Source organism: [Scytonema hofmanni] UTEX 2349 (assembly GCF_000582685.1).
In the GTDB taxonomy this organism is placed as follows: Bacteria; Cyanobacteriota; Cyanobacteriia; order Cyanobacteriales; family Nostocaceae; genus Hassallia; species Hassallia hofmanni.
In genome coordinates, this window is the sequence record NZ_KK073768.1 from 4,468,928 (window position 1) to 4,482,486 (window position 13,559).

At 42.1% G+C, this 13,559-nt stretch carries 16 protein-coding genes and 1 tRNA gene; 7 read left to right on the forward strand and 10 right to left on the reverse strand.

Going from position 1 to position 13,559, the window contains the following annotated elements; translation table 11 throughout:
- Window positions 1–42: 42 nt before the first annotated feature.
- Together TOL9009_RS0125250 and TOL9009_RS0125255 are read left to right on the forward strand one after the other, a co-directional pair.
- Window positions 43–474 (forward strand): GFA family protein, encoded by a 432-nt coding sequence (locus tag TOL9009_RS0125250; protein WP_029635675.1) that lies wholly within the window; start codon window positions 43–45, stop codon window positions 472–474.
- A 25-nt stretch (window positions 475–499) separates the two neighbouring features.
- The gene (locus TOL9009_RS0125255; protein WP_199341221.1) at window positions 500–1,003 is read left to right on the forward strand and encodes a GNAT family N-acetyltransferase; all 504 of its coding nucleotides are present in this window, start codon (window positions 500–502) and stop codon (window positions 1,001–1,003) included.
- A 54-nt stretch (window positions 1,004–1,057) separates the two neighbouring features.
- On the opposite strand, the gene TOL9009_RS0125260 is transcribed toward TOL9009_RS0125255, so the two are convergent.
- Complete coding sequence (locus TOL9009_RS0125260; protein WP_199341222.1) at window positions 1,058–2,281, reverse strand: DUF4336 domain-containing protein; 1,224 nt, start codon at window positions 2,279–2,281, stop codon at window positions 1,058–1,060.
- Between the two features lie 119 nt (window positions 2,282–2,400).
- Between TOL9009_RS0125260 and TOL9009_RS50225 the strand changes: the two genes are divergently transcribed.
- Window positions 2,401–2,622, forward strand: coding sequence for a hypothetical protein (locus TOL9009_RS50225; protein WP_313770076.1), 222 nt, complete (start codon window positions 2,401–2,403; stop codon window positions 2,620–2,622).
- Window positions 2,623–2,717: 95 nt separating this feature from the next.
- Window positions 2,718–3,302: a DUF4351 domain-containing protein gene (locus TOL9009_RS50230; protein WP_313770077.1), complete on the forward strand. Its 585-nt coding sequence runs from the start codon at window positions 2,718–2,720 to the stop codon at window positions 3,300–3,302.
- 96 nt (window positions 3,303–3,398) lie between these two features.
- On the opposite strand, the gene TOL9009_RS0125270 is transcribed toward TOL9009_RS50230, so the two are convergent.
- From TOL9009_RS0125270 to TOL9009_RS0125280, 3 genes are all read right to left on the reverse strand, one after another.
- A complete protein-coding gene (locus tag TOL9009_RS0125270) occupies window positions 3,399–4,085 on the reverse strand; it encodes a serine/threonine-protein kinase (protein ID WP_029635681.1) in 687 nt (228 codons plus the stop codon).
- Window positions 4,086–4,501: 416 nt separating this feature from the next.
- Window positions 4,502–4,753 (reverse strand): hypothetical protein, encoded by a 252-nt coding sequence (locus TOL9009_RS0125275; RefSeq protein ID WP_029635683.1) that lies wholly within the window; start codon window positions 4,751–4,753, stop codon window positions 4,502–4,504.
- Window positions 4,754–5,050: 297 nt separating this feature from the next.
- Window positions 5,051–5,641, reverse strand: coding sequence for a DUF1802 family protein (locus TOL9009_RS0125280; RefSeq protein ID WP_029635685.1), 591 nt, complete (start codon window positions 5,639–5,641; stop codon window positions 5,051–5,053).
- Between the two features lie 802 nt (window positions 5,642–6,443).
- Between TOL9009_RS0125280 and TOL9009_RS0125285 the strand changes: the two genes are divergently transcribed.
- Window positions 6,444–7,403, forward strand: a complete 960-nt coding sequence (locus TOL9009_RS0125285; RefSeq protein ID WP_029635687.1) for an aldo/keto reductase — start codon at window positions 6,444–6,446, stop codon at window positions 7,401–7,403.
- Here the strand turns inward: TOL9009_RS0125285 and TOL9009_RS46165 are convergent.
- From TOL9009_RS46165 to pyrE, 3 genes are all read right to left on the reverse strand, one after another.
- On the reverse strand, window positions 7,383–7,517 hold the full coding sequence (locus TOL9009_RS46165) for a histidine kinase (protein WP_186227645.1): 135 nt from the start codon (window positions 7,515–7,517) through the stop codon (window positions 7,383–7,385). The genes TOL9009_RS0125285 and TOL9009_RS46165 overlap by 21 nt on opposite strands.
- Before the next feature lie 24 nt (window positions 7,518–7,541).
- Entirely contained in the window at window positions 7,542–9,215 is a 1,674-nt protein-coding gene (locus tag TOL9009_RS0125290; RefSeq protein ID WP_029635689.1) for an S-layer homology domain-containing protein, read from the reverse strand.
- A gap of 545 nt (window positions 9,216–9,760) precedes the next feature.
- The gene (gene pyrE / locus TOL9009_RS0125295) at window positions 9,761–10,381 is read right to left on the reverse strand and encodes an orotate phosphoribosyltransferase (protein ID WP_029635691.1); all 621 of its coding nucleotides are present in this window, start codon (window positions 10,379–10,381) and stop codon (window positions 9,761–9,763) included.
- Between the two features lie 102 nt (window positions 10,382–10,483).
- Between pyrE and TOL9009_RS0125300 the strand changes: the two genes are divergently transcribed.
- The gene (locus TOL9009_RS0125300; protein ID WP_029635693.1) at window positions 10,484–10,915 is read left to right on the forward strand and encodes a hypothetical protein; all 432 of its coding nucleotides are present in this window, start codon (window positions 10,484–10,486) and stop codon (window positions 10,913–10,915) included.
- A 37-nt stretch (window positions 10,916–10,952) separates the two neighbouring features.
- Here the strand turns inward: TOL9009_RS0125300 and TOL9009_RS0125305 are convergent, their stop codons facing one another.
- Window positions 10,953–12,158, reverse strand: coding sequence for an RNA-guided endonuclease InsQ/TnpB family protein (locus TOL9009_RS0125305; protein WP_029635694.1), 1,206 nt, complete (start codon window positions 12,156–12,158; stop codon window positions 10,953–10,955).
- Between the two features lie 254 nt (window positions 12,159–12,412).
- Window positions 12,413–12,485, reverse strand: a tRNA-Ile gene (locus TOL9009_RS0125310).
- A 266-nt stretch (window positions 12,486–12,751) separates the two neighbouring features.
- On the opposite strand from TOL9009_RS0125310, the gene TOL9009_RS0125315 reads away from it, so the two are divergent.
- A complete protein-coding gene (locus TOL9009_RS0125315; protein WP_029635695.1) occupies window positions 12,752–13,447 on the forward strand; it encodes a hypothetical protein in 696 nt (231 codons plus the stop codon).
- Here the strand turns inward: TOL9009_RS0125315 and TOL9009_RS49665 are convergent.
- Window positions 13,402–13,536 carry a hypothetical protein gene (locus tag TOL9009_RS49665; RefSeq protein ID WP_260675941.1) on the reverse strand — a complete coding sequence of 45 codons (135 nt, stop codon included), beginning with the start codon at window positions 13,534–13,536 and terminating at the stop codon, window positions 13,402–13,404. The genes TOL9009_RS0125315 and TOL9009_RS49665 overlap by 46 nt on opposite strands.
- Between the last annotated feature and the right edge of the window lie 23 nt (window positions 13,537–13,559).

The following is a 13,559-nucleotide window of genomic DNA, read 5'->3' on the forward strand; positions in this document are numbered from 1 at the left end:
AATATTGTAATAGTTATGCCTCAAGGGATAGGAGAGAAGAATATGTCTAATCTTAGTGTTGTCAAAGGTAGCTGCCTGTGTAGAGCGGTAAGCATATCCACGACAAATATGAGCAATCTCGTGGGAGCTTGTCATTGTAATATGTGTAGAAAGTGGGGCGGAGGAGCTTTTTTAGCCGTTGAGTGTGGCTGTGATGTTAGTTTTGAGGGTGAAGAAAATATCGGCGTTTATCAATCTTCCGAATGGGCAGAACGTGGATTCTGTCAGAAATGTGGTAGCCATCTATTTTACAGATTGAAACAAAATAACCAATACTTCGTACCTGTTGGACTCTTCGATAATAGCGAAGGTCTTATTTTCGAGCATCAGGTTTTCATTGACGAAAAGCCCGAATATTACTCTTTTGCCAATGAAACTAAGAATATGACAGGAGCAGAGCTATTTGCACAGTTTGCACCGACATTAGAGAACTAATAACTTTAACGTTCAAGAAGTTGTGATGAACCTACGAGCTGCCACCTCTGCTGATTTGGAACTGCTGCAACACTGGGATGAGCAACCTCACGTAATTTCCTCAGACCCTAATGATGACTGGGGTTGGGAAGTAGAACTTGACCGCACTCCCGATGGTCGGGAGCAATTGATAGCCGAAATCGATGGTCGTCCCATCGGATTTATCCAAATCATCGATCCAGCGCTTGAGGATAGCCATTATTGGGGTGATATTCCAGAGGGTTTTCGTGCCATTGACATCTGGATTGGAGAGGAGAACGATTTGGGTAAAGGGTATGGAACGAAAATGATGCAGCTTGCACTTGCCCGATGTTTCGCTGACCCGGTTGTGACGGCTGTACTCATCGATCCACTTGCCAGCAATACCCGCGCTCACCGCTTCTATGAACGTCTCGGCTTCCAATTTGTCGAACACCGACGGTTTGGTGACGATGACTGCTCCGTTTATAGCCTGAACCGAACAGATTGGCTCCATGAAAGCGTTGGATGATATTCAAGTGCCTAAAAAATTGCCTTTCTAGACGTTCATAATTTGCCCTTTTTGTTAAACCTTATCCTTTGCAGGTGGTGTTATACCACTCTTATTTAAACCTGCATCGATTTTCTTCAATAATATAAAGTCCTCCTCCGGCAAAGGATAACTATTACACTGCTTTTCTAAAAACGAGAATGCTTGTCTAAACTGATACGGCTGTGCTTTAATTGGTGCGTCAAAGTGACAAGGTATAATTTCCTGAAAGTCCCAAGTAGCAATCTTATCAGCCCATTCGATAGTTTCTTTGGGTGCGCGATTGAGAATGAGAGTCTGTAAAATTGGCGCCACAAACAAACGACCTTCTCCGCGCAGTGCATCAAATGACTGTTTCCAATTTTCTTTCCATTGAAAGGGAAACAAGCCAAAATAAGCTTTTTTTGAGCGTTCCGGTGCTTTGAAGGCATTGCGAAACACTTCACCCCATGCGGGTACTTCCAGCACCGCAGGTTGAAAGTATAAAGCAAATAACGAGATGCGCTGCCATCCTTTACGGCGGTTTAGCTGATTGTCGGCAACGATATCAGTCGCATTGTCTTTAGCATGAAACAGTAAAGGATATGGATCTAATTGTACGATCGCCGGCGGATCTTCTGGTACAGAAACAACTGAATCGGTGACAAGCAGAGTATGCGATCGCTTGTGAAAAAATGCAACTTCGGCAAACTTACCCGGTCCCAAATGAATCGGACCGAGTATGGCATAATCAAAATCCTTCGCAAAGGGTGCTAAACTGCTGTCTTCTGGAAGAAATGAAGTACGTTTATAAGGCAAACCCAGCCAACTTAATGGCAGATTTAGTGGGAAACTCCACTGCTCTGGAGCCACAAATATCTCTGCATTCCCAAAGCATCTGGCAAACGGACCGACAAAAACTTTGTGTTCTAGTCCAGAAATAGTTGGCAGAATGATATACTTAACATCGCCGTGGTGTTTCACCAACTCTTTAACTAGCCGGATACATTCTGGGGTGGGTGCGATCGGTGCATAAACCAGTAAACCACCTTCATCCAGCTTTACAACCGTCATGCGAATCGGCACAACAACATAGAAAATCCCCTGAAGCTGGTCGAAAGTCCAAATTGTGTCTTTAACCACTTCCTTGCGGATTGTTCGGCGTCTACCATACGGGTAAAGTGGCAAAGTGAACCAGAAAGACCATGAAAAGTCTCTCGGATGAATCTTTTGTGCGTTTATATCATCATCAGCCACTTTGCGACCCCTTGCAAATGCCAAATACTTAGACTATTTCTATTTAATCTCTAGAAGTTGGAGTTTAGCAAATTTTTAAGGTAATAATTTTCAAGTATAGTAATAGTGTATTAAATCAGTGTTGTATTTTTTCCTAAAAAGCTTTGGCATACGATAATATCTGTCGGTATCTTACATCTGAATACCCGTTAGCTTTTGTGCAATGGCTGCTTAATACCGCAACCGAGATTAAAGTTTTACCTACCGAGTTAAGCCTTGAACCGATTCGGTCTGATGCTTTGTTTCAAGTTAGGACTTACGCACTCGTTACGAGAAAACAAGACTTTGAGATTGCTTCCTTGCGTCGCAATGACGGAAATACGTAGTGCGTGCGTAAGTCCTACAAGTATCAGAACTTAATATAATTTTACACTTAGAGTTCCAAACTGTTCCGGCTTCCAAACTTCCCTTGAAAGTACGGATGCTCGATTATTGGCTGAGAATATATCGTAAATACGAGTGTCCAGTTGAACAGGTGGTTATTTTCTTAAGGCAAACAAATTCACCTGCTATCTATGATGACGAACTTGCAGTTAGGAATACAAGGCATAAATTTCGGATTATACGTTTGTGGGAGCAAGACCCAGAACCGCTTCTGAATAATCCTGCACTACTACCTTTAGCAGTTTTGGCTAAAACCGATGCTCCAGAAACTTTGCTTGAACGAGTTGCCGCGCAGATAGATAGAATTGAAGAAGGAGAACAGAAGCAGAATATTTCCGCTTGCGTAGAATTGCTGGCAAGCATAAAGTTCAACAGACAAATAATTCGACAATATTTGACGGAGGAACTAATGATCGATTCACCGCTTTATCAAGAAATATTACAAAAAGCTAAGTTAGATATTTTGACACGCCAGCTTTCGCGGCGATTTGGTACGATTACCCCAGAAATACAACAACAGCTTATTTCGCTCTCTGCTAATCAGCTGGATGCTTTGAGTGAAGAATTATTCGACTTTACCGCAGTGTCAGACTTGGCTACTTGGTTACAAAATCAGCAATAAGCTCAAATAATATCGCATTCTCTTTTATCAGTTAATTCACTTAGTTTAAAATATATTTTGCTTTGGTCTTATAAATTAGGTTGCCGTTTTCAGGATTTATCGCCATATAAATGAACGTAATAAACGAGAGCAGGTAGTTTTAAGCGAAGCACATCGGCGATAAGTTTTGCGGACAACATCGAGGACAAAGTAGGGTATTCGCAGCTTTATTGGAGACAAGAAGGGGCGATAAAACCAGTAATATGCTCTTTTGAAGTTATTCCACTTTGAGCAATTCTCCTGATGGAGGAAGTCGGAAATATCTACAACTAGTCCTTTACCTTCGTGCATCATTACATTGCGTCCGTGGATATCATGGGGGTAAAGACCGCGCCCACGAGCATAGTCTAGCGCCTGGTCGATGTCTTCTATAACCTTTTTAGGGATACGTATACCACGGGGGATGCAGTCGTAGAGAGTTACACCATGCAACCGTTTGAGCACTAAGAAGTTTTCTAGGGCATACAAACACTGAGAAAAAGCTGGGTGTGAACCCAAGCGTCGGTAAACTTCCACTTCCTCTTCAAAGCCCGGTCGTCCTGGCGCGTAAGTTTTCACCACATAGTTTGGAAAATCGGGGTGATAAACAACTGCGGCGTAATTTCCCTTTCCCAAAACTTTCCAAGGGTCAGGTAGAGAATAGACTTTCACCGGATCGTGGGGATCGACGCTCTCAATCTGCAATCCTGGTAATAGGTCTTGGTGGATAATCTCAATCAGCCGATCAATCTGTGATTTATCCATATAGGATAAGTATAGGTTTGCCCTGGAGATAACTTCAATAAATTATCCCACCCAGCTTAACTGTCGTTAATTTTAAGGTTAAACATTTTACATTAGTTAAAAAGACTAAATCGCGATCGCCCATATGCTTAACCTGCATTTGTATATGCAATGGCTTTAGGCGTATAAATTAATTATGCGTTGCCCATAATCCTTGTAAAGACGTAGCACTTGGTAGTCTCTACATTCTTTTTCACACCTATGTCTAGTGGTCTGTCCCATTAATTTTGAGGGATAAGAGAACGAACCGCATTCGCGCAGCGTCTCGTTAGAGAAGGACGCAAAGAACGCGAAGTTAAGAGGTAGAGAAGGGAAATTTCAAAACTGATTCACCTATCAAAACTTTTGCGACAGACCACTAGTCTTAACTTCTACTCCTAATTTTTAACTTCAGCCGAGTAACTGCTAAACTCGTTTGCCCGTGCGGTATGTACCAAAGTCCAGCCTGCTTTCAAAAGCTTTTGGTAAGTTGCCCAACCCAAAGAACCGCCTTCTATTTTATAATCGGCTACTGCATATTGCGGAAAAGCTGTGTAAGGACGCCACGGTTCATGGGGTGCAGTCTGCAAATGTAAAACTTTCTGTCCATCGCCGCCAAACTTAGATAACCAGCACATTTGTCGATGCATGGCAAACTCCTCGTATTTGATTTAAAAGCATAATGGCAGACTTATGTCAAGTCTAACCTCACCCTTGTGGGGTAATTTTTCTTTGCCTAGTTTTCGCTCTTAGCATGTCGAATTAAATACTTCGACGAATCTCTGCTATTAACCATAGATGCAGGGCGCCCCAAAGCTACGAAGAAAACAGTGATAACAAAAATCTTTCCCTAGAGTTTTCCAAGGTAAGATTTCTCTAATGTTATCTGCGGTTTTCCTAAGTGTATGTATTAGAAGCTACTATTTCTTCAAGAAAATTAATCAGCGTCAAAATGATGCAGCATACAACTTGTCACCGACAATGGCGCGAATTTGTGTTACTAGCGAATTGTAGACAAAGTCAGATAATGCAGGTTCAGCGGGTTGCAAGTTAATTGTCTCTGCCAAATCAATCCATGATTTACAGCCACCGTATTCTCGACGATAGGGAATTTCTTGCACTTTGGGTAATTTGTAAGTTCGCAGCAACAGAATGTAAAGGGGTTGACGCGCTTTCCATATCAGGCGATCGCTAATAAAATACTCATTCCATATATGAAATGGCAGTAACGCTTTGACAATTGACTCGTCACTAACCGGTAAAATATCAGTAATTTCTGCCCAACTAGCGATCGCCACTGTTTCTGGATGCCAACCAGATGTCACTGGCTGTACATATGAGCCATACTCAGCTTTCAGCATAAAAGACTGTTGATGTTCAGAAGTTGGGTACAGCAAAATCTCCTCATGGGCAACTCGGAAACGTCCACCTTGTTCATGAATACCGCCTTTACGTAGTAACATAATCGTTTCGCCCTGTTCTAAGGCGTTGACGGCAACTGCCCATTCTTTGAGAGCATGGATTGTAGTTTTTGGCATAAATACTTACTAGTGTTTTAATCGATTGACTAACAGTTATAGTACGTTTATTCTCGCTACCTGGCGTAGACGTGTATGCAGCCGCGAGTCAAGAAACATCGCTCTTTTAACAATAGAAAATCAACTCAGTTACAAATGATGGAGAACTTAATCAATAATCCTGCCAAAGCGCTATTTATTTCTGTTATCTATGGAAAAATTACCAGATTAACATAATAACATTTTTTTCAAAATATATATCTGAAGAAGTACTAATAGGATCAAGAGACGAAAAAACAATTGTGTTACCAAGTACAACTTAATTTTACTTTCGCTTTGTTTTTATTCCAAATGCAATTCAGGCAAAATTCACGCCTAAAAAAATAATTCCAAACATCTAAATATATCTAGAGATATTATTCACTTTAGGGACAGCAAAAGAAAATGCCGAGGTGAGAAACTGACGTAGTTAATTAAGCTGAATTACTTTATCTAACTCTATAGGCATAATTGAGCAAATATGATAGATTTTTGGATTTCATATTAGGAGATAAAATCAGAATGTATGCATAAAATAAAAAAGCCTTATCACTCAGTAATTAGGGCTTGCTGAATGAATGTGTAATCTAGTCCAGATAAGGGGTTTAAGCCTTTTTTCACCAAACAAGTGCACTTGTTTAACATCTAGAGTCTCAAAACCCTTGCACAATCAAAGCGCGATCGCTAGGTAAAGAAAGGAAACTGAGCAACGAAACAACCATTTTGTAACCTGTGTGGCTTCTAGATTCGCTTTAAAGACTTATTCAGCAAGCCCTAATTAAACATGGAAAAGCGACGTTTAGGGACATCGGACGTGCAAATCACACCCATCTTGATGGGGACTTGGCAAGCGGGGAAAAAAATGTGGGTAGGAATTGAAGATTCTGACTCAATTAAAGCCATAAAAGCAGCCTTTGAAGCGGGTATTACCACATTTGACACTGCTGAGGTATATGGTGAAGGACATTCAGAACAAATTGTGGCTGAAGCTTTATCAGATGTACGCGATCGCGTCGAATACGCGACAAAAGTTTTTGCCAATCATCTCAAGTACGATCTAGTAATAGAAGCTTGCGATCGCTCTCTAAAAAATCTGAAAACAGATTATATTGACCTTTACCAAATTCATTGGCCCTCAGGCTCTTTTAAGAGCGAAAATGTCCCAATTGAGGAAACGATGAAAGCCCTCAATCATCTAAAAGAACAAGGAAAAATTCGGACTATTGGTGTTTCCAACTTTTCGGGTGTTCAATTAGAAGAAGCTGCCAAGTACGGACGGATTGATAGTTTACAACCCCCTTATTCTTTGTTCTGGCGACAAGTAGAAAAAGACGCAATGCCCTATTGTATAAAAAACAATATATCTATCATTGCTTATTCACCTTTAGCGCAGGGATTATTAACAGGTAAATTTGCGGCATATCATAAATTTGATCCCCAAGATAATCGTGCGAAAAACAAACTATTTCAAGGGGAAAATTATCAACTTGCTCAACAAGCTTTAGATAAATTACGTCCAATCGCCGATCGCCACAATTGTACTTTAGCTCAGTTAGCACTCTTGTGGTTAATTGCCCAACCGCAAGCTAATGCGATCGCTGGTGCGCGAAACTCCTCTCAAGCGATCGCTAACGCCAAAGCTGCGGATATGAAACTGTCTGAAAATGAACTTCAAGAAATCGATGCGATCGGACGTATTGTCACCGACTATTTAGACGACAACTCAGTTATGTGGAATTGGTAATGGGCATAGGGCATAGGGCATAGGGCATAGGCATAGGGCATAGGGCATAGGGCATAGGGCATAGGGCATAGGGCATAGGGCATTGGTAATTCCCCCTTGTCCCCCATTGCCCATTGCCCCATGCCCCATGCCCAATTCTTAAAAGTTAAAACCAACTCCTAACAGTAATCCCACATCGGTTTGATCGAGAAAAGCTGCATTCACCGCACCTGTTGCCGTAAACCGAGAACCTAAAGGAATATCTATACCACCAGTCAACAGTAAACCAACATCAGCATCGCCACTAGCTTCAATCGCAACCCCAGCACCTACGTAAGGAGATATTCCAAATGTTCGCCCTGCCGCATCTGCTCTTCTAGGTGCAAAGTCTAAAGTGATAGGAACCAGAATAGTTGTATCATCGCCGAACACCGCTGAAGGTCGCACTGAGATATTGCGTGTCAGTCCAAGTTTGCTAATTACCGCAAAGTTAGGTTCGCTCAAAGCTGAATCACCGCCTAGACCAATGTTACCAGCAACTCCAATGTAACTAGAACCACCAAGAGTAGCTCTACCTGGGGAAACTTCATTGTTTTGTAGCTGACTGATATTAACATCCGGTGGGATCAGAACTTCGTTAATCGCATAAATCAGACCGTTGCTGGTTTGAATCGGCTGGATCACCCTCGTATTGTTCACCGTAATTTGATTGCTCGCGCTATCGAGTTGAACATTTACAGGTTTGTTTGAAAGGGTTCTAACTTCACCCGCCGAAGTAACTTGACCGCTGACGACGTGGTATGTCAAAATCCGTCTCAGTATTTCTTTATTGCGGGGTAGCAGCAACTTTTGCACAGTATCTTGGGGTAAAGCTGCAAATGCCTCATCAGTAGGTGCGAAGACTGTATAAGGACCTTGTCCTTGCAAAGTTTCTGTTAAACCTGCTGCCTTGAGTGCAGTAGTCAGAGTTGAAAAGGAACTATTAGACCCAGCAAAGGCTACGATGTTGCTAGATGTTGTGGTTGTCGTTGTGGTTGTACTTGTATTTGTTTCAGTGCCGCTAGCGCTTCCGGCTACAATATAGTTAGCTGCGGGGAAGTTACTGGCAAGAGGTTGTAGTTGTCCCTGTCTGACTAAAGCTTGATATAAAAGTGCTGCTGCTTCCGCACGAGTTACAGACACGTTGGGATTCAATACTTTCAGTTCTGGATAATTGACAACTAAATTAGCTTGAGTTGCCGCACCGACATTATTGACAGCGTAAGCTGGAATTTCCGCCGCATCTGAGTAGTAAGTACTAAGCACATTTGTTGTCGTATCCCCAGCATTCAAACCTAAACCACTTGTCAATGCAACGATCGCCTGAACTTTGGGAATTTGCTGATTAGGCAAAAATAAATTATTCGGATATCCTGACATAAATCCGGTTTCGTAAGCTTCTTGAATTGCGGAAGCTGCCCAGTACCCAGCTGGAACATCTCTAAATCCACCTTGGCTTAACTGTCGCGTGGCAGTTTGATTAAAAGCTTTTTGAATCATCGCCGCAAATTGAGCGCGGGTAACAGGTTGATCCGGTTTGAATGTACCATCAGTAAAACCGATGATTACGTTTCTTTGAGCTAAAGCTTGAATAAATGGACTCGCCCAGTAATCAGATGATACATCAGAAAAGCTTGTGGTTTGGGTTTGGGTTGGGGTTTCGGTTGGAGTTTGCGTTGGGGTAGTTTGAGCTTGGGCGATCGCACTTATTGTTATCGGCGTAATTGTTGCGGCTATCATACTCATAGCCAAGAAAGCCGATTTTGCTAATGACCAACGAAATAAACTAAACATAAATTTACACCTTAATAGAATTAGGTTAACTTCGGGTAATATTCAGATTGAGACTCTACAGATTAGAGCCGCAATCAGATTGTTGTCATCAACCTAGAGAATCATCAGAAGTAAGAGTTTTTACTGATGAAAGTTAATTTCAACCACTATTTATGTAATACCTCTTTATAAACTAGAAAAAATCTATCGCAAGCTAGGAATTTAATCCGGCAAAAATAAGAATTTAGATTTATTCTTGGCTATTTTCGGCGCTATTAAAGATTTTATTGCCTCACGCAACGTCGCAGAGTCCCAGAGTCCCTTAGAAGACCACTCTTTACACCTCTGCGACTTTACTCCCTTAACTAATGGACATCTCCAAAAAAGATGTAGAGACGTAGCAATGCTACGTCTCTAGAAAGGTTTCGGGCAACGCATAATTAATTTTTACGCCTATATCTAACCAATTTATAACCTCAGATAGATGCATAAACAATGAGCCGAAATGCGAAAAAGTGCCGTATCTTTTTGGTCAACCAGGGCGATCGCCCCATGATTACTTCATTTTAATCAGCAAGCTGCTGATACCTTTGCTGAATATCCTCAATCGTAAACACCGTCTCAAACTTCAACCCCACCGACTGATAAAACTCAGCACCACCCTGCAAACGGTCTATCAGTGAAATTACTAAATTAACGGTATAACCTGCGTCTCGAAGTCGTTCAACTGCTTTCATCGCCGATCGCCCTGTAGTCACGACATCTTCCAAAACCACTACTGTTGCATTCTCTGGCAAAGTCGGACCTTCAATATATGCTTTTGTGCCGTGTCCTTTAGCTTCTTTACGAATAATTAAAGCGGGTATTGGTCGATTTTCATACGCAGAAACCACACTTAGTGCTGTGACAATTGGATCTGCACCCAATGTCAAACCAGCTACAGCTTGCGTATCTTCTGGTAGTCGCGATAGAAGAATGCGACCAATTGCTAAAGCACCTTGAGGATTAAGTGTTACCTGCTTGCCATTGATGTAATAAGAACTCGCTTGCCCAGAAGAAAGTATAAAATCACCTTCTTGATAGGCAAGTCGGCAAAATAAATCTAGCAACTGTTGGTGGAGAATATTCAAATCGGCAGTAGATGCCCACAAGTCAGATGGGGAAAGGCTTTCAGCTTGATAATTCATGACAAATCATTAAAAGTTGTGCTACACCAAAGATTGAACTCATCAAAGTTCTGAAATTAAGCATAAGTTAAGATTCGCCCATCATATTGAGGAGTGAGAAATATGGGTATAAAATTTAGAGCTGTTGGCGGTTTGTTAGTGCTCTTAGCCGCGAGTATTAGCATCCCAGCTTTTGCCGATGACAAGAGGACAACTAATTATGAAACAGCAAATGAAATATTTGATCGAGCTTACTTTAAAAACGATCGCAATTTCTACGGCAACAACACTTTTAGACGGCAAATAGACTGGTTGGTTGGATCGGGTTCGTTGTTCCGCAATTCCTTTCCCGAAAACGAAATAGCGCGTGATGCTGAATTGGTTAACGTTGTCTATCGCGACGTTCTCAATCAGCAAGTTGGCAACGATCCATATATTCGCACGCCAGATTTACCCAATCCTTATAATACATCTTTAATGATGTCTCCTCGCTTAAATTCCAACAAGCTCAAAACCGGCACTGAATTTAGGTTTGATACTGTACCACCTCGTTGACATTCTCCCCGGCGTAAACGCACGGGGATTCAAAACATCACTGTTTTGGCTTCCTCTTTCGGCGACTCAGCTTACTTGAAGGAGTTTCCTCACTCAAGCAGAGGTCGATGTCTCCAGAGGCGTTAAGCGTTCCCGTGTGCCCCACGGTACGTAGTCCAAGCTCTAGTATATTGATTGCTGCATTCCAATCTCTGTCTAGAACAAACCCGCAGTGAGGACACTGATGTGTTCTTTGACTTAATGATTTCTTCGCAACTTTCCCACAACTAGAACAATTCTGGCTGCTGTAGTGAGGAGGAACCGCAACAGTTACCACCCCAAATACTTTACCGAAGTATTCTACCCAGTCCCTAAAAGCTGTCCAAGCCGCATCTGATATTGACTTGGACAGCTTTCTGTTTTTCAGCATATTCCGCACCTGCAAGTCTTCATAGGCTACCAAGTCGTTAGACTGGACTACGCACCTTGCCAATTTCACAGCAAAGTCTTTACGCTGCCTACTTACCTTGAGATGTTTTCTGCTCAAACGGTTTCTGCTCTTGGCTCTGTTTTTGGAGCCTTTTGGGGCTCTAGAAAGTCTGCGACTCAGCTTCTTAAGTGCTTTTTCAGACTTCCTCAGATGACGTGGATTCTCTATCGTCTGCCCATCCGAATCCATATAAAAATGGGCTAATCCTACGTCTAAACCAATCGTCTTCCCGGTCGGTTTTCGTTTCTCAACCCGTTCAGCATCAAGACAGAATTGGACGTAGTACCCGTCAGCACGACGGACTACTCGCACCCTCTTGATTTGACTCAATTCATAGAAGTGCAAGTCGCGGGTTCCCCACAGCTTAAAACTTCCTGCCTTGAATCCATCACTGAAGTTAATAGTTCTTCTATCTTCTGAAAGCTTCCACCCACAGGTTTTGTATTCTACAGAACCGTGAGTTTCATGCTTCTTAAAGCGAGGAAATCCTTTCTTTCCCGGCTTTGTTTTCTTGCAATTGTCGTAGAACCGAGCAATAGATGACCAAGCTCTCTCAGCAGAGGCTTGTCGTGCCATCGAATTGAGCTTGTTTGCCCAAGGAAATTCCTTCGCAAGAACTGCACAATAGGCACTCAACTCATATCGTCCAGTCCCTTTATTGTCCATCCAGTATCTGATGCAGCTATTCCGAATAAAACGAGCAGTACGAATGGCTTCGTCTAGCCGCTCGTACTGCTCATTTTTTCCTTCTAGTTTTGCTTCAAACACTAACATTTACGTTGTTGAACTAAATATAAAAACTATATATATCACGATTCTAGTACAATAAAAAGCCGGCTCATTGAAGGACGGGACTTTAGACCCAATTTTTCGGTAAATTGACCAAAGTCCAACATTTTTGGCGTTGTATATTTTTGCGATGATTTTGCGATCTATGTCAAAAATTCAACGTATTGTAGAGACGTTCCGCCGAAACGTCTCTACGATTTATCGCACGGTTATGCAATGTCAAATTTATCATGATTTTATGCGCCCTACTGGAATCGAACCAGTCTGAAAGCGAATTATGAGCTCGCTGCCTCCCCAATCGGCCAAAGGCGCTTATTTGTCTAAGTTTGGGGTTGATAGAGTTTATTACTTCAACTAGGTTGCTAATTTTAGCGTCAACTAGTTGCCTATAACAACTCCCCGACTTGATTGTAGCATGAGTTTACAGACTTTGAACACCCTACAATAGTATAGCAGATTTTATACTACATTATTTGACAGAGAAATAGGGCAGACTAATATTGATTAAGTCTTTTATAAATTGAAGTACAGAGCTTCAATACTTTTAGATAAATATAGCGGCAATAGCTTCGAGAGCGATGAAATTAAATTCCACTGTACTTCTGACGTTGATTTTATTAACCCTAATGTTGGGAGCAGGTTCTGTAAGCGCATTTTGGGGCTTTACTTTGGGCAGTTCCGCACTTAAGGGTGTAACAACCCCAGATGGTCGTCCCACAAGCAAATTCGCCAGCAGTAAGTCAAACAGCGCCCAACATCAAGCGGTAACATTATTAAGAGAGGAAGAAATCCTCAAAATTGTTAAGTCCCGGATTGAGGGTAAGAGCAAGGCTGCAAAAGCTAAAAAATCTGATGACGAGGACGAAGAAAATACCAGTAAGCCAAAACCTCAGGAAACACCGACTGAAACCGAAGAAAAACCCCAAGCAGGATTTCCAATTACTGCTGAAAGCGAGAAAGTAACGATTTCTGTACAATCTGCTCGCTACTCTGGCGGTGATTTGCTACTTCGCGTCAAAATGCAAAACAAAGGTGCCGATTCTGTACGCTTTTTATACAGCTTTTTGGATGTCACTGATGACAAAGGACGAACCTTAAGTGCCAGTACCGATGGCTTGCCAGCAGAATTGCCTGCAAATGGACCAACATTTTCTGGTACAGTGAGTATTCCTACGCCTTTACTTGACGATGTAAAGCGTATCTCACTTGCCTTGACTGATTATCCCGATCAAAAATTGAAACTGGAAGTGCCAAATATTCCTGTGGAAAGATAGGGATTGGAGCATTGGGCATTGGGCATTGGGCATTGGGCATGGGGCATGGGGCATGGGGCATGGGGCATTGGGCATTGGGCATTGGGCATGGGGCATCGGGAAAAAATAACTA